Below are 16,029 nucleotides of genomic sequence, written 5' to 3'. Positions count from 1 at the left end.
GGCTTCACAACCTGCTCCTCTCGTCTTCCTCTAGGTTTCAGTAATGTTCCGATTGCGAGAAGGTCCGCGCGAGCTCGGCCTGGCCTGCCGTGAGGCCGCAATCGACAGGCAGGCAGACGCCGGTGATGGCTGCGGCCAGGGGACCGGCAAGGAAGGCCACCGCATTGGCAACATCTTTCGGATCGACGACGCGCTGCAGCGGATACCAGCGGCGTGCTTCCTCGAAAACATTCGGATTGGCTGCCGCGCGCGCTTCCCAGGCCTGCGTCTTTACCGTCCCGGGTGCGACGGCGTTGGACCGGATGCCGAACTTGCCGTATTCCACCGCAACCAGCCGGGTGAAATGCAAAAGGCCTGCCTTGGCGACGCTATAGGCAGGGTGCCCGAAGACATGCAAGCCATTGACCGAGGCAATATTGACGACGGAACCCTTCGAAATCGTCAGCATGGGCTCGAACGCGCGGAAACATAAGAATGCCGCTTCGAGATTGAGCGCATTGTCCGCCCGCCAGATCTCGGGCGTCGTGTCGTGCAGGCTGGTCGCGCGGGCAGCACCCGCATTGTTGACCAGGGTTCGACACACGCCGACGTCGGCGGCGCGTCTTGCCAATTCCGCAATGCTCGTCTCGCTGGTTACATCACATTGGACGGCGACGAAGCGATTGTCCGGCCCGAGCTTCAATGCCACGGCAGCCGCGGCCTCCGCATCGATATCGGCGAGCAACACGACGTCGTGGTCATCGGCGAGCCGTGCGGCGATCGCCGCGCCGATATCGCCTGCAGCGCCGGTAACGATGGCTATCGACTGCGTCATTTTCCGTCGCTCCCGTTCATGAACTTCAATCTCCAAGCAATTGCCGGTCGTCGCCGTCACGGTGAATGACAAGCTGCTGCTTGATACGCCGAAGCGTGGTCGTCGCCTTCGGCTGAACGGCATAAGCGACCAGGCTCGACAAGATATCGATCGTCGCGATGTAGGCGATGCGCGTCGAGGTCGGGCGATAGATATTGTGGCCCTCGGGAAGGTCGATCGGCACGACGATTTCGGCGGCCTTGGCAACCGGGCTGTCCGTCTGGGTGAGCGCGATCGTCTTCACCTTAGTCTGGCGGGCAAGCTCGAAGGCGCGCACCAGCTCCATATTGCGCCCTGAGAAGGACGAGCCGATCAACACGTCGCCGGGCCTTGCCGCGGCAGCCATCATCAGCTGCATGCTGTGGTCGGAACTTGCCGTGATGCGAAGCCCGAGACGAAAGAGCCGGTTCTGGAGCTCGTCGGCGATCATCGATGAATTGCCGCCCGACCCGAACGCATAGATCATATCGGCCTTGGCGATATGCGATACGGCGGCTTCGATCGCGGCAAGATCGAGCGACCGATGCAGGAGAAAGAGCGCGTTCTGGGCTTTGGTGATGATATCCTGGGCGACATCGGCCGGATCGGTGCTTTTCGATTCCGGTTTCAGGTAGCGAACGCCGATATGGGCGGTGCGGGCAAGCTGCACCTTGAAGTCGGAAAAGCTCTCGCAACCAAGCCGCCGGCAAAAGCGTGTGACGGTTGGCGGCGATACCTTCGCCCGTTCCGCCAGCTCGATGATCGAGGCATTCACGGCAAATTCGAAGTCGTTGACGATGATCTCCGCAATGCGGCTCTCGGAGGGAGAGAGCCGACCCTTGTCTTCCTGCAGCGTTGAAAAGATATCCAAGCCCGTCCCCCCGATGGTTCTCTATCCATCCCTCTTCTTATAAGCCACGCAGTCGATCTCAACCTTGCAATCAACCATCATCGACGATTGCACACAGGCGCGTGCCGGCGGGTGTTCGCCGAAATACTCCTGATAGATTTTATTGAAGGTCCAGAAATCGCGCGGATCATCGAGCCAGACGCCGACGCGCACGACGTCCTCGACGCCATATCCGGCCTCATCGAGGATCGAAAGGACATTGGCAATCGTCTTGTGGGTCTGAGCAATGATGTTGCCGTCGATGATTTCGCCATCTTCCATCGCAACCTGGCCGGAAACATATAGCCATCCGTCGGCTTCGACCGCACGTGCGAAAGGCAGCGCCTTGCCGCCGGCGCCCGTTTGAACCGTGCCATAGCGCTTGATCGGCATGCTGAAGTCCTTGCAAATTATTTTCTTGATAAGTTGACAAGTGACCATAGAAAGCAGAATTTGACCAGTGAAAAACACTATTTATGAAAAGAATTTCAATCCGGGGGGCTGATATGCGCGATCCTTTCCAGAATCCTTTCTCGTCAGACAGCGCCCGGCATGCCATCTGGGAAATGCTCGTTCCGCGCGATATCGATGCGTTTCTGGCCGCCGATTGGTCGATGGTGGAGCATGACTTCGTGGAGGAGGGCTTCATCGGTATCGATGCCCAGAAGCAGGTCAACCCCGACAGGTGGCGTCTCGCATTTCCGACGCTGTCTGCGTATCGAGACGAATGGCTGAGGCAGGCGCAGGATTTCGCCGAGCAGAGTTTCGCAGAAGACGCGCGCACGGCGATCTTCACCACGACGACGCTTGAGGATATCGAAATCGAGGGCGACATGGCGCTTGTCCGCAAGAAATTCGACGGCGGCATTACCAAGAGCGACGATTCCCGGGACGTCCTGCAATGGCAGACGCTCTATTACTGCAGGCTTCACCAAGGACGCTGGAAGATCTCAGGTTTCACCGGCTACCTGCCGAATCCGATGGGTTGACGCGGGGCCGACAACACGAAGGCCACTTTCTTGCGCATTTTCACCGCAGCACTGGCGACCGAGACCAACACCTTTTCCCCGATCTGCGTCGATCGTCGCGCATTCGAAGCCTCTCTTTATGCTCCGCCCGGCCAGCATCCCGAAACACCGACGCTTTGCACTGCGCCGATCACCGTCGGAAGGCGCGTCACCCGAGAAAAGGGTTGGGAACTGATTGAGGGAACTGCCACCTGGGCCGACCCCGCAGGCCTCGTCAACCGGACAACCTACGAGGAATTGCGTGACGAAATCCTCGGCCAACTCAGCGCGGCAATGCCTGTCGATGCCGTCGTCATGGGCCTGCACGGCGCCATGGTGGCCGCCGGATACGAGGATACCGAAGGCGATCTTCTGTCGCGCATCCGCGAGATCGTCGGGCCTGATGTCCTCATCTGCGCCGAGCTCGATCCGCACAGCCATCTCACTGCAAAACGTGTCGCCGCTCTCGATTTCGCCGTCTATTTCAAAGAGTTTCCGCACACGGACTTCGTCGACCGCGCCGAGGACCTCTGGCGCATTGCGGTCGCGACGCTCGAGGGCCGGATCAAGCCTGATATGTCGGTGTTCGACTGCAAGATGATCGACGTCTTCCCGACATCGCGCGAGCCCATGCGTTCCTTCGTCGACAAGATCATGCAGATCGAGAAGGATGATCCGGACGTCCTGTCGATCTCGGTGATCCACGGCTTCATGGTCGGCGACGTTCCCGAAATGGGAACGAAGCTACTTGTCGTGACGGATAATAAGCCGGAGAAGGGCGCGGCGTTGGCGCGCGAACTCGGCCTCGAGCTGTTTTCGAAGCGCGGCACCTTCATGGTCCCGCAGATCGACGAGAAGGAAGCTGTCTCACGCGCGATGACTGCCACCGCATGGCCGGTTGTCATCGCCGATGTCTGGGACAATCCGGGTGGCGGCACGGCAGGGGATGCGACCGTTGTCCTCGAAGAGCTTATCGCCCGCGGCGTCACGAGTGCTGCGATCGGCACCATCTGGGATCCGGTGGCCGTCCAGATTTGTTTTGCGGCGGGCGAGGGGGCGGAAATTCCACTGCGCTTCGGCGCCAAGTCGGCGCCCGGCACCGGCAATCCCGTCGACGGCACCGTCAAGGTCGTCAAGCTGCTGAAGAATGCCGAGATGCAGTTCGGCGAGAGCCTTGCACCTTTCGGCGATGCCGCACATATCGTGCTTGGCGGCATCGATATCATCCTCAATTCGACGCGCGCTCAAAGCTTCGATCCGAGCCTTTTTTCGGTAATGGGCATCGATCCCGCCAGGCAGAAGATCCTGGTGATCAAATCCACCAACCACTTCTTCGCGTCCTTCTCGAAGATCGCGGCCGAGATCCTTTACTGCTCGGCCGGAACGCCCTATCCCAATAATCCGGCAACGACGCCATACCGGCGGGCACCGAAGACCATATGGCCGATCGTCGCCGATCCACACGGACCAGAACGCGGAGCCGCCTAGATGCATGACAACAGGTTTGCCGTCATCGCCAAGGCAGGCGACAGGATCGCCGATCTCTCGACGCCGCGTCCTGTTATCGACGAAGACAGGCTGGCTGCAAACATAGGCCGCGTTCAATCCTATATGGATCAGCACGGGCTGAACTTCCGCCCGCATATCAAGACGCACAAGATCCCGGCTCTCGCTGTCGCGCAGGTTGCCGCCGGCGCCAAGGGCATCAATTGCCAGAAGGTGACGGAAGCCGAAGTCTTTGCCGAAGCCGGCTTCGAGGACATCCTCATCACCTTCAATATCCTCGGACCGCAGAAACTCGAGCGCCTGGCCAAGTTGAACGAGAAGATTTCGGCCCTCAAGGTCGTCGCCGACAGTGAAGTGACGGTAGACGGGCTAGCGGCACATTTCTCCGGCCACAAGCCGCTGAACGTACTGGTCGAATGCGATACCGGCGGCAGTCGCTGCGGCGTGCAGACACCAGGCGAGGCGGCCTCGCTCGCCAAACGCATCGCCGCCGCCGACGGCCTCACCTTCGGCGGCATCGTGACCTATCCGAAACCGCAATCGGCCGCCGCCGTCGAAGCCTTCATCACAGGGGCGCTGGAACAGCTGAAAACGGAAGGCATAAGCTGCCCGATCGTCAGCAATGGCGGAACGCCAAGCCTCTTTGAGGCGCATCTCGTCATGTCGGCCACGGAACACCGCGCCGGCACTTATATCTATAATGATCGCCAGATGGTGCGCATGGGCCATTGCACCGAGGAAGATTGCGCAATGCACGTGCTGGCGACCGTCGTGTCGCGGCCAAACGCCGACCGCGCCGTCATCGATGCCGGGTCGAAGGCTCTGACATCGGATCTTCAGGGTTTTAGCGACTACGGCCTGATCGTCGGTTATCCCGAGGCGCGGATCAGCAGCCTCTCGGAAGAACATGGCGTGATCGACCTGTCGAATTGCACCGGCCCCCGGCCGCAGATCGGCGAGAGGCTCTTCATCATCCCGAACCACACCTGCGTGGTGTCCAATCTGTTCGACACGATGGTCTTCCATCGGGGCGGCATTGTTACCCGCGTCGAGGATGTCGCCGCCCGCGGTCTCGTCTGGTAGGAGTTGGTTCCGGTTGAGGGCGAAATGGCCCTGACCGCCGAAGGCCGCAGTTATTGGTGGTTCGCTCGCGATCCGTATCAGCAAGAATGCAGTCGCTGATATCGCAAGAGGTGCGCGCGGCGGATGACTTCCTTCCAATCGCGGAGATAGGCTGTACGGGCGAACGTCGTCTTTGGTGCCGAGAGCGGACGGGCAGCTTATGACACCGATGAGAAGCAGCCGTTCCGTATCGATCTTGAACAAGCATTCCAACGACTTCTCTCGGCTCCCGAAAGCAGACATTCAAACACATCACTTGTCGGCTACCGCCATTTATTCTGATCTGTAATGGGCGCCCCACCTAAAGACGTTCACTCCCAAACGGGTCGACGCCAGTTGGATCCATGAGGTGATTTGTTTGAATGTCCATGTCCGAAGGCCACAATGGACCGAAGCGAATCCGGAACCGCTGAGCCAGCAACCGGTATCGCTTCCACGCCATTCGGGTTACGATGCGTAGCTGAGAACGGGCGCGGGCGCCTCGTCGGACCACCTACGTCAGGAGGGCAGCGTGAAACCGCCAACAGTGAAAGTTATGGCCGCGGCCGAGGAAGATCTGGCGATCGAAACGGTCATGCTGGCGTTTGCAGCGGATCCTATGGCGCGATGGACCTGGCCGCATGCACACCTGTACCTTGCGGCCATGCCGCGAATGATCCGGGCGTTTGGGAGCAGCGCATTCTCTAACGGAAGTGCTTTTTGCACCGACGGCTACGCCGGGACGGCGCTGTGGCTATCGCCCGGAGTGCATTCCGACGAGGAGGGGCTTGGTGCGGTGCTCGAGAGCACGATTGCGCTCTCTCTTGCGCCCGAGACAACGGCCATATTCGAGCAGATGGCCACGTACCACCCAACGGAACCACATTGGTACCTGCCCCTCATCGGCGTCGATCCGGCGCATCAAGGAAAAGGTCACGGCGACGCTTTGATGGCCTACGCGCTTACACGGTGCGATCACGACCACACACCAGCCTATTTGGAATCCTCGAACCCGCGTAATATTCCGTTCTACCGACGCTACGGCTTCGAACCGCTCGGCGCGATCCAGGTCGGTTCGTCGCCGACGCTCGTCCCGATGCTGCGGCGGCCGCGTTGAGCTACTGACCCAAAGTCTGTCGTTCGGAATGTGTCCGCGCCGGAAAACAGACGTGCTAGCCGTCAGAGCACTGCTGTTCCGAGCGCTGCGGCTAGTACATCGACCCGGACAAGCCACTTCAAGGGGAAAAGCAATGAAGTACAAATGGATGAAAGTCGGCTTGGTGGCCATGATCGCCGGCATGTCGATTGGAACGAGCATCGCAGAGGCGGCGGGCGTGCTGACCATTGGCCGGCGCGAGGACTCGACAACCTTCGATCCGATCAAGACGGCCCAGAACATTGATTTCTGGGTGTTTTCCAACGTCTACGATGTGCTGGTCCGCGTTGACAAGTCCGGCAAGTTGCTTGAACCGGGATTGGCGGAAAGCTGGTCGGCCTCCCCGGACGGGACGACCTACACTTTCAGGCTCCGAGATGCCAAATTCTCGGACGGCTCGCCCATCACCGCCGAAGACGCAGCCCACAGCCTGCTGCGCATCCGCGATGATGAAGGCTCTCTTTGGAGTGAATCATACCAAGTGATCGATACCGCGACCCAAGGTGAGGACGCGCGTACGCTGGTGGTAAAACTGAAGACGCTGTCGGCGCCGTTCCTGGCCTCGCTTGCCATGCCAGGCGCTTCGATCCTGTCAAAGAAGGGGCTCGAATCCATGGGAGCCGAAGCCTATGGCGAGAACCCGATCGCTTCGGGCGCTTTCAAGCTCAAGGAGTGGCGCCGCGGCGATCGGGTCATCCTTGAGAGGAACCCCAATTTCTGGGAGGCCAATCGCGTCAAGCTGGACGGAGTGGAGTGGATCTCGGTGCCAGACGACAATACGCGCATGCTGAACGTGCAGGCGGGACAGCTAGACGCCGCGCTATTCGTGCCGTTCTCCCGCGTGGCCGAACTGAAGAAAGAGCCGGAGCTGGTGGTCACGCAGGATACGTCGACGCGCGAAGATCACCTGCTCATCAATCACGAGCATGGCCCGCTAGCCAAGAAGGAAGTGCGCGAGGCCCTCGATATGGCAATCGACAAGCAAGCGATTGTCGACACTGTTACCTTCGGCCTGGGCGAAATCGCTAACTCCTATATCCCCAATGGCGCCCTCTATCACGACGACAAGGCGCTTCAGCGCCCTTATGATCCTGAGAAGGCCAAGCGGATGCTGGCGGATGCCGGCGCCGCCGACCTGGTGCTAAACTTTGTCGTGAACGCCGGCAACGAGGTCGACGAGCAGATCGCGGTCCTATTGCAGCAGCAGCTTGCGAAAGCCGGCGTGACGGCAAACCTGCAGAAGGTCGACGCGAGCCAGAGTTGGGACATGCTGGTCGCGGGCGATTACGACCTCTCGGTCATGTACTGGACCTACGACGTCATCGACCCGGACCAGAAAACTACCTTCGTGCTGGGCCACGATTCCAACATGAACTACATGACGCGCTATCAGAACGAGAGGGTCAAGAAGCTTGTTGCCGATGCCCGCATCGAGATGGACCCGGCCAAGCGTGAGGCCATGTACAGGGAAATGCAGAAGATGGCCAAGGCCGACGTGCACTGGATCGATCTCTACTACAGCCCGTTCATCAACGTAACGCGCAAGAACATCGAGAACTTCTATCAGAATCCACTCGGCCGCTTCTTCTTGGAAGACACGGTCAAGAACTGAGATTGATCCTGCTGCGTGGCGGCTCCACTCTGCGCCGCAGGGGCCTTGGCCGGAAGCCGTAGAAATTGCAGCGGGTGCTGGCCTACAAGCGGGACCCCATTTGCAGAACACTGCGGGAGCGCGTTGCGCGGCCGCTTGGCATAACTAAAACAGAACCTGCGCTACCTTCTGTCCTTCTATCGGTCGCCTCAAACGCATCACGCGCGCGCTCAACCTCCGCTCCCATCTTATCGACTCCAAGGATAAGTCCGGGCTGGGCAGAGCCCGATGCCGTACTTATTTTGGCACGCAGCGTACCAGCCTTTCGCCTGATGCCGGACGTTGCGCAGGGGGATGGTGCGAGCTGGGCTGTTTGGTACTGGCGCAAAGGGCAGCCACGCTCGACGCAAAGGATACTTTGAAAATCTTAGACTTCGGACTTCGAACTTCCCTCGCCGCAGTTCCCAAGACTTGATATCTTTTCAAGGCTGCGTGACGCCTGCAGAGATAAGCAAGTCTGCGAACTTAAACGTCCCTGACACCTTCGACGGGAGGATTGGCGTGCAACCGCCACTCACATTCAGGAGCGAGTTGCTTGCCCGCTTCAGGATCCGGACGAAGGTCCGTGCGCGAAAATTCCCTGGCATTCGCGCACAGCGAGGAAACACGTACAGGTTGACCACTATATCAATCTGATGTCGTCGTTGGCGGAACGTCACCGCTCCACTCTCTCAATTATCGGCACCGACGGGTGCTGGGATTTCAGCCCAAGATTTAATATCGTCTGTTTTCACCAGAATCCCAGGGCCGCCGTACCAAACGTCCATCGGCGCATGGTAAAAGACGACGTTATAGTCGCGCCTATTATTGTGCTCCGCGTTCAATGCGGTGACGATAATTTTTTGACCCCCGACGAAAGAAGGGTCAGGCTTGCCTTTTTTCCAGTTCAGAAAGGGTCCGTTCGTTTGCGAGTTCATTCGATTGCCTCCACAGGAAATAGTGAATTAGCGGCACATGTATTCTTGGACCTCCCTTGGACGTTCTAAATAATTTGTACTTCCTCAGACCACCAGAAGTAATTCTGGGAACTACCGTTCCTTGTAATCAAAACGGCCGTTCCCATAGCCGGCCCGAGCTGAAAACGTCCAGTCCCGTCAAACTTTGTATGATCACCCGGATAAGCCGGATCACGTGGCCACCAAACCTGATCCGCCCTCCAACTGCCAACACCGAAACCCGTGGTCTGGTAGGTTAATTGGATAGCGCCAGTGGATTTCTGCATCAGCCATACTTCGACTCGGACGATGGTCTCGCCGTTTGCCGGAAAAAGCGGCCCCTCTGGCCACTGGACCCAAAAGTTGCCTGCCAAGGTTACTGTGTTATCGAATTTCCCTCCTGCCATGACTTAATCCTCCAAATTACTTTACGAGGGCGGCTCTTTGAGCCGCAGACATACAATACCACCGCCGCCCAGGAAAGAAAGGAAGATTTGGATGCGGGATACTTTCTGTCAAAACTGTAAAAGTTCTTGAGGAGCTTGACGTCGCCCGAATGTCGGGGGTCCGACGAAGTCGAGTTGCTTGCAATATCAGCCGTCCGTGACTTGCGCCAACCACGACTGTGTCGTGAACGCGGAGACGTTATTTCCCTTGAGCCCATAGAGACGGAACGCCTCGGAGGCGACAACGACAGCCTCGTCAACGCGCAGTGACGCTTTGAGCACCTCGGCCAAGTCCAGCAGCGCGTCCGCCCGGTGGTTGACGAAATCGGTCCTCTGGGCCAGCGCCACGGCCTCGCGAGCCAGCACCTCGGCTTCCCGGTACTGCGCCCGCCTTGCTAGCACCCGCGCACGAACGCCGCGCCAGAGGATCTGCGAAAGCAGGTCGCCCTTTGCAGCCAGCTGGGCACTCAGCTCGGCGAACTCCTCGGCCTCCCCGTCGCGCCCCTGTTCCAGGACTGCGCGCGCGAGGAACGCAGCGGTCGTGGAGCGGAACATCCTCTCGCCCATCTCCTCGAGCGCGCGATACCCCGTGCGCAGGCTTTCCTCTGCTGCTGCCGGGTTACCAGCGAGAAGTTCGACGACGGCTTCGTTCTGAGACATTGCCGCGTCGAGCTTGAAACCTAGCTCGGCATAGGCGGCATTGCTCGTCGCAAGCAGTTCGCGCGCGAGGTCAAATTGGCCAATCATGCCGTACAAGCCCCCAAGGTGACGGAGGATCGCAGCGTCGGATTCGGGACTGTTGTGCACTTCCTTGAGCATTGCCTTGCAGCGGCGGATGCCAATGCTGGCCGGCGTCGGACCGAACCAAAGTGACGATGCTATCCACGTCAGAATCTCGTTGTACAAATGCTGATCGCCGGCGATACGCGCGTGAGCGGCCGCACGCTTCCACGCCTCTGCTGCCGCCTCGGCGCGTGCTTCGTTCCAATAGAGCAACGCTTCGAGTCGCCTTGCTCTGCATAGGCCGAGATTGTCTTTGTAGCGATCGAATACCGGCATCACCAAGGTCGTGGCCCGCGCGGCTTCCTCGGTTCCGCCCTCATCGACACGGAGCAGTCGGAGAAAGTGCTGTTCAACGAGCACGTGCGACGCGACGAGCTCGTCTTTTGCTATGGTGGCAAGCCGCTCCGCATCCTGCAATATGCGCTCGGCCTCGGCCAGCCGCCCACTCTCTATCAGTGCGCGGCCTAGTTCGGCGAGCAGCGTTCTTCGCCGGGAATCGTCCCTGGGGAGCAGGTGCGGTACCGCTACGCACAACCGCTCCAATAGCGTAATGGCCGAGGATAGGTGGCTGCGACCGAGTGCCCGCCGGGCTGCCGCCTCAAGTCGCGGGGCTGCCTGGGCCGCTAGCGAAGCGGCGAGAGGATCCTGGGAGTCAAGCGCGACGCGATACTGAAAAGCCTGTTCGAAGTGGTAGCCAACGATCTCATCAAATTCCCTTAGATGTCCTTCTGACTTCATCTCGAGCCAGGCGGCGAAGCGTTCATGCAACTCGGCCCGCGAGTGTTTCGACAATGAGCGATACGCGGCATCGCGGATTAGAACGTGTCGGAAGTGATAGGCCTCCTCCCCGGAGAAGTCCGGCGAACCCGGACGGATCAGGTCCAGGCGGACAAGCGCGAGCAGCCCATCATGAACAACCGAATTGGGCACCGGGCGAGCAAGCTCGACGACCGCACTCCGATGAAACACCACGCCTTCGATGGCAGCCATCGTAAGGATCGCTCGTTCGTGCTCGGGAAGGCGGTCAAGGCGCGCGCCTAGAAGCGCGTCGATTGTCGAGGGGACTCGTGGCGGATCGGAGAGATCGCCGCGCGCGACCCAAGTATCTTTCTCACGGGTAATCAGCTTCTCATCGACGAGCATCGCCACAAACTCTTCCGCAAAAAGCGGATTACCACCCGCGGCGCCTGTAATCGTTGACTCCACCGCAGGCTGTAGCGGCACATGGTCGAGCAGATTTGAAAGCATTTCGCGGGATTCCGCTTCACTCAGCGGTTCAAGCACGACCGTCGACGCATTCGACCTTCCGCTTCCCCAGTCGGAGCGTGTATCAAGTAGTTCTGGTCGTGCAATGGCGACTATCAATATGGGGACACCGTGCGACAAATCCACGAGATGCTCGATCAGGTCTAGGAACATCGACTCGGCCCAGTGGAGATCATCCACCACGATCACGAGCGGTCGTTCTCGCGCCAGTGACTCGAACAGACGTCGAACCGCCCAAAAAGTCTCCTCGCCTCGCCTTGGCTTCCCACCACCAAAACCGAGCAGCTCAGCCACGGTCTCAGCGATGAGCCCAGCCTTTTTGTCCCCAGCAAGGTTCTCTGCGATCTTTGCCACGGACTGCTTGCCGAGGTCCAGGCCCTCAGCTTTCGTGATCTCTCGGAAAATGTCTGCAAGCGGTCGATAGGTAATGCCCTCGCCGTAGGGAAGGCAGCGACCGCGGGCGACAAGTGTCTCGCTCGGAAGACTTGCGACGATTTCCATAACGAGTCGCGATTTTCCAACCCCTGCATCGCCCAAGATGGTCAATAGGCGACAGGTTCTGCGCCTGGTCACGTCGCGAAAAATGGTGTCGATCATTTCACGCTGGCGCCCGCGTCCGACGAACGGCGCCTCGAATCGACGTCGAATGCCCGGGGCATGCGCGGCGATGCTTATCAGGATGAAGGCATGGAACTCTTCGCCGTGCTTGAGCGCGCGCGGGCCGCTCAACTTTGCAAAGACGGCATCGCGTACCAGCCTATGGGTCGACTCTCCGATAAGTATCTCGTCAGGCGCCGCAGCTTCTTCGAGACGCTTCGCCACGCGCACAGCCTCGCCGGTGAGAAAGCGTTGCCCTTGGCTGTCGTCGCCGGTAATGACCTCCCCGGTGTTGATGCCGACCCGATGCGCCAGCTGAACACCCCAACTTGCTTCAAGCTCGCTGTTCAGCTCAGCGAGCGCTTCGCGCATTTCAACTGCCGCGCGCACCGCCCGCAGGGCATCATCCTCGCGGCGGATAGGCTCGCCGAAAACGGCCATGATCTCGTCGCCAATGAACTTTTCTACGTTTCCACCGTGCCGGCGGATAGAAGAGTTCATTCTGTCAAAGTATCGGGCAAATAGCTTGTGGAGCGTCTCTGGATCAAGGGTAAGACTAAGGCGTGACGAATCTACGACATCGGCGAAGAGAAATGTAACGGTCTTGCGAACGTCTTGTGCCGGCTGTCGCTCTGGCTCCTCGGCCATCTCAATCTCTTTCGTCTTTGGTTACACCTCGCGCTTGAATGCGTGATCGATACACATTCCCCCAACTCAGCGACTTCACAAGCGTGTTGCAAACCGTGCAGGCTTGCCGCCCGGTCAAGTACAGGTGCAGACGATAGTAACATCCGCTCCCGGCGTACTCCAGCGACGATCGCCGTGGGACTAAGAGGCTGCGTTCTACCCTCCTGTGACGAGAGTACTTGACCGGTGCAGGAGAGCCCGTCCGGTTTTCGGCCACAAATCGACCACTCCCTCAAGTCAAAGCAAAGTCCGCTTGTGGCGCGACGCGGCCATTGAACGCATTAATAGCAGCCGCATTAGGCCCAACACTGGACGAGCTTTTCGTTTTGAGCGGGTGCCAACTAGCGACCCTCTTGTTTCAGAGTCCTCGTTTTAACCTCTTTCGTAAGTGGGAATTGGTTCGACCCCACGAATTGACCGCTTTGGGCCGATGGCGGAAAATCTGCTATGCGAAAAATTTATCTGATGGCCACCCTTCGGCAACTGACCCAAAGCCTGAAGCTCGGAGTGTGTCCGCGCCGGAAAAGAGACGTGCTCGTTCAGGGCACTGCTGTTCCGAGAGCTGCGGCCAGTATGTCGGCCAGGCCGCGCCCGGCGCTGCCGTCCTCATCAAGGTGCGGATTGTAGATGGTGATCTCGATACCGACTGCCTTGCCGCTCGCCAAGGCAACCCGAAGCGCGGTTCCTAGCTCGTCCCATGACAACCCGTCAGGCACGCGGAAATCGACAGCCGGCATGATGACGTCGTCGAGGCAATCGGCGTCGAGATGGATGAAGAAGCCGTCCAATTCCTCTCGCGTCAGGTGGTCGACCGCTTCTCGCGCGGCGGCCTCGATGCCCATCGCGCGCACGGCGGGAAGGTCAATCGCCCTGAGCTCTTTGGGAAGCGGCTGGCTTCCGTACTCCTCCTGATCCTTATGATCGCGATATGCGAACGCGACGGCGTCTTCGGGACGGACCAAAGGACCGCGACCTTCAATGTCGGTCAGGAGCGCCGGACCGTGGCCGGTGACCAAGGCAAGATCCATCGAGGCGCCCTCACCATTGGGTTCCGCCTCGGGCTGAAAGAAATCGGCGTTGCCGTCGATGAAGAACAGGCCGTAGCGGCCGCGCCGTCGAAACGCGAGCATCGAGCCCATTAGGATCGTGCAATCGCCGCCGAGTACAACCGGAAATCTGCCCGAGTCAAGCACCGCTTCTACCGCGTCGGCGAGCTTGGGCGACCACGTCGCGATTGCCCTGGCATTCAGGATGCCGGTCTCGGGATCGGGCACAGGGTCCTTCGGAGGCACGGCGAGCCGCTCGGCTCTGTGCGCATGGATACGCTCCGCAAGTCCGAGGCCCAAGAGTTGGTCAGGCGAGCGCTCCACACCATCGGTCGCCAAGCCCAGCGTAGAGGGAGCTTCGAGAATTGCATAGGGAAGGGTCGGCATGCGCGGCTCCGTTAGCGAGTCATTTTGCGGAGTAGGTCACGGCCTCGATCTTGTGACCGTCCGGATCGCGGACGAACGCTCCATAATAGTTCGCATCGTAGTTCGTCCGCAGCCCCGGAGGGCCATCGTCGCTGCCACCATATTTTAGTGCTGCTGCGTAAAATCGATTGACCATCGAACGGTCCTCGACAGCAAAGGCGATATGGGTGCCATTGCCCACGGTCGCTGGTTTTCCATCAATCGGAACCTGGACGCTGAAATTAAACGTACCACTGCCGTAACCAAGTCCACCCTCGTCCTCGGCCATCGGCACAATTCCGACGATGGGTAAAACGGCATCGTAGAAGCGCTTAGAACGCGCAACATCATTCGTCCCAACCGAGACATGGTGGATCACGACTACCTCCGCTAGCCTTGTCCCCTAACGGCAGCTTTTGGTCATTGTTCCCTCAAACCGTTGTTTGCAATCGCCTTGCGTGTCATTTCCTCCCCGAAACCGATCCCTGTCAGGACGAACCACTGAAACGGAGCAGGTCGGTTCAAGCCGCCGTCGGGTTGATCACGTTCATATCGATTTCGGTCAGTTCAACCCGCCGCTCAAAGGCTATGCCCGCCTCGTCGAAGAGGTGGCAATCTGCGGCGTTGATGCCGGTCGCGACCGGCGCGTCCGCGCGGATGCCGACGCTGCCTGGCAGCATGGCGCAGAAATTCTCGGACTCTCCATTAAGCGAAGCGTAAGCGACCGTATTTGCTCCAAGGCGCTCGATGACCGTCGGCGTCACGGTAAACACGATATCGCCGCCGCCAAGCTGGATATGTTCCGGCCGGATGCCGAGCGTCAAAGCCTTGCCGACCATACCGTCACGCGGCGTCACGGGCAGAACCGCTGTCTGGCCTTGATAATCTACCTCGACGCCATTGGCGCTGACGCCCATGCAGGTTACGGGCAGAAAATTCATTTTCGGATTGCCGATGAAGCCGGCGACAAACTGATTTGCGGGCTTGTGATAGAGCTCCAGCGGCGCCCCCGTCTGGGAGATATCGCCGGAATCCAGCACGACGATACGATCGGCCATCGTCATGGCCTCGACCTGGTCGTGCGTCACATAGATCATCGTCGCCTTCAACTGCCTATGCAGCTTGGCAAGCTCGATGCGCATGTCGGCGCGAAGTGCTGCGTCGAGGTTGGACAGCGGCTCGTCGAACAGGAATATCTTCGGTTCGCGCACGATCGCGCGGCCGATCGCGACGCGTTGGCGCTGGCCGCCGGATAACATGCCGGGTTTCTGCTGCAGCCGCTGTTCGAGGTGAAGGATGCGCGCCGCGTTTTCCACCTTGGCCTTGAGCTTTTCCTCCTCCATCCTTTCGACGCGAAGCGGAAAGGCAATGTTCTCGAAAACAGTCATGTGCGGATAAAGCGCGTAGGACTGGAACACCATGGCAATGCCGCGCTTGACCGGCGGCAGATCATTGACCCTGATACCATCGATGACGATGTCGCCCGCCGTCGTCGCGTCGAGACCGGCGATCATGCGCAGCAAGGTGGATTTGCCGCAGCCGGACGGACCGACGAAGACGACGAACTCGCCGTTCTTCACATCGAGCTGCACGCCCTTCAGAACTTCGTAGTCGCCATAGAACTTCTGAACTTTGTTGAGAAGGAGCTGTCCCAAAAATCTGTCTCCGCTGGCGGCCGTCGCACATTCGATCATCAGAGAAGGGATCGCGGATGGTCTCCCG

Annotated in this window: 13 protein-coding genes; 5 read left to right on the top strand and 8 right to left on the bottom strand. The window is 59.4% G+C overall.

Annotation, left to right across the window (positions count from 1 at the left end; translation table 11 throughout):
• Positions 1–37: 37 nt before the first annotated feature.
• From AC25BC_RS30245 to AC25BC_RS30235, 3 genes are read right to left on the bottom strand one after another with little or no spacing between them, the layout of a single operon-like run.
• The gene (locus AC25BC_RS30245; RefSeq protein WP_012763203.1) at positions 38–814 is read right to left on the bottom strand and encodes an SDR family oxidoreductase; all 777 of its coding nucleotides are present in this window, start codon (positions 812–814) and stop codon (positions 38–40) included.
• A gap of 25 nt (positions 815–839) precedes the next feature.
• Entirely contained in the window at positions 840–1,703 is an 864-nt protein-coding gene (locus AC25BC_RS30240; protein WP_012763204.1) for a MurR/RpiR family transcriptional regulator, read from the bottom strand.
• 21 nt (positions 1,704–1,724) lie between these two features.
• On the bottom strand, positions 1,725–2,114 hold the full coding sequence (locus tag AC25BC_RS30235; RefSeq protein WP_012763205.1) for a RidA family protein: 390 nt from the start codon (positions 2,112–2,114) through the stop codon (positions 1,725–1,727).
• Between the two features lie 113 nt (positions 2,115–2,227).
• Between AC25BC_RS30235 and AC25BC_RS30230 the strand changes: the two genes are divergently transcribed.
• The 5 genes from AC25BC_RS30230 to AC25BC_RS30210 all read left to right on the top strand — a co-directional run bounded on the left by AC25BC_RS30230 (position 2,228) and on the right by AC25BC_RS30210 (position 8,103).
• Positions 2,228–2,710 (top strand): hypothetical protein, encoded by a 483-nt coding sequence (locus AC25BC_RS30230; protein WP_128438699.1) that lies wholly within the window; start codon positions 2,228–2,230, stop codon positions 2,708–2,710.
• Between the two features lie 30 nt (positions 2,711–2,740).
• Complete coding sequence (locus tag AC25BC_RS30225; protein ID WP_128438698.1) at positions 2,741–4,216, top strand: M81 family metallopeptidase; 1,476 nt, start codon at positions 2,741–2,743, stop codon at positions 4,214–4,216.
• Positions 4,217–5,317 (top strand): D-TA family PLP-dependent enzyme, encoded by a 1,101-nt coding sequence (locus AC25BC_RS30220; protein WP_128438697.1) that lies wholly within the window; start codon positions 4,217–4,219, stop codon positions 5,315–5,317.
• A gap of 550 nt (positions 5,318–5,867) precedes the next feature.
• Positions 5,868–6,452, top strand: a complete 585-nt coding sequence (locus AC25BC_RS30215; protein WP_206642371.1) for a GNAT family N-acetyltransferase — start codon at positions 5,868–5,870, stop codon at positions 6,450–6,452.
• Between the two features lie 148 nt (positions 6,453–6,600).
• On the top strand, positions 6,601–8,103 hold the full coding sequence (locus AC25BC_RS30210; RefSeq protein ID WP_432431574.1) for an ABC transporter substrate-binding protein: 1,503 nt from the start codon (positions 6,601–6,603) through the stop codon (positions 8,101–8,103).
• Positions 8,104–8,813: 710 nt separating this feature from the next.
• On the opposite strand, the gene AC25BC_RS30205 is transcribed toward AC25BC_RS30210, so the two are convergent.
• The 5 genes from AC25BC_RS30205 to AC25BC_RS30185 all read right to left on the bottom strand — a co-directional run bounded on the left by AC25BC_RS30205 (position 8,814) and on the right by AC25BC_RS30185 (position 15,962).
• Complete coding sequence (locus AC25BC_RS30205; RefSeq protein ID WP_128438695.1) at positions 8,814–9,059, bottom strand: hypothetical protein; 246 nt, start codon at positions 9,057–9,059, stop codon at positions 8,814–8,816.
• 611 nt (positions 9,060–9,670) lie between these two features.
• On the bottom strand, positions 9,671–12,817 hold the full coding sequence (locus AC25BC_RS30200) for an ATP-binding protein (RefSeq protein ID WP_128438693.1): 3,147 nt from the start codon (positions 12,815–12,817) through the stop codon (positions 9,671–9,673).
• Between the two features lie 578 nt (positions 12,818–13,395).
• Positions 13,396–14,289 (bottom strand): arginase family protein, encoded by an 894-nt coding sequence (locus AC25BC_RS30195; protein ID WP_128438692.1) that lies wholly within the window; start codon positions 14,287–14,289, stop codon positions 13,396–13,398.
• Positions 14,290–14,308: 19 nt separating this feature from the next.
• The gene (locus tag AC25BC_RS30190; protein WP_128438691.1) at positions 14,309–14,686 is read right to left on the bottom strand and encodes a VOC family protein; all 378 of its coding nucleotides are present in this window, start codon (positions 14,684–14,686) and stop codon (positions 14,309–14,311) included.
• A gap of 142 nt (positions 14,687–14,828) precedes the next feature.
• Complete coding sequence (locus AC25BC_RS30185; RefSeq protein WP_128438690.1) at positions 14,829–15,962, bottom strand: ABC transporter ATP-binding protein; 1,134 nt, start codon at positions 15,960–15,962, stop codon at positions 14,829–14,831.
• Between the last annotated feature and the right edge of the window lie 67 nt (positions 15,963–16,029).

Source organism: Rhizobium sp. WSM409, assembly GCF_057653825.1.
Note: the sequence above shows the minus strand (reverse complement) of the source record. Positions and strands in the feature narration are given on the sequence as shown.

Bases quoted from the DNA above. Each gene is read 5' to 3' on its own strand.
- AC25BC_RS30245 (WP_012763203.1), bottom strand. From the start codon at position 814: ATGACGCAGTCGATAGCCATCGTTACCGGCGCTGCAGGCGATATCGGC.
- AC25BC_RS30235 (WP_012763205.1), bottom strand. From the start codon at position 2,114: ATGCCGATCAAGCGCTATGGCACGGTTCAAACGGGCGCCGGCGGCAAG.
- AC25BC_RS30230 (WP_128438699.1), top strand. From the start codon at position 2,228: ATGCGCGATCCTTTCCAGAATCCTTTCTCGTCAGACAGCGCCCGGCAT.
- AC25BC_RS30220 (WP_128438697.1), top strand. From the start codon at position 4,217: ATGCATGACAACAGGTTTGCCGTCATCGCCAAGGCAGGCGACAGGATC.
- AC25BC_RS30210 (WP_432431574.1), top strand. From the start codon at position 6,601: ATGAAAGTCGGCTTGGTGGCCATGATCGCCGGCATGTCGATTGGAACG.
- AC25BC_RS30205 (WP_128438695.1), bottom strand. From the start codon at position 9,059: ATGAACTCGCAAACGAACGGACCCTTTCTGAACTGGAAAAAAGGCAAG.
- AC25BC_RS30200 (WP_128438693.1), bottom strand. From the start codon at position 12,817: ATGGCCGAGGAGCCAGAGCGACAGCCGGCACAAGACGTTCGCAAGACC.
- AC25BC_RS30195 (WP_128438692.1), bottom strand. From the start codon at position 14,289: ATGCCGACCCTTCCCTATGCAATTCTCGAAGCTCCCTCTACGCTGGGC.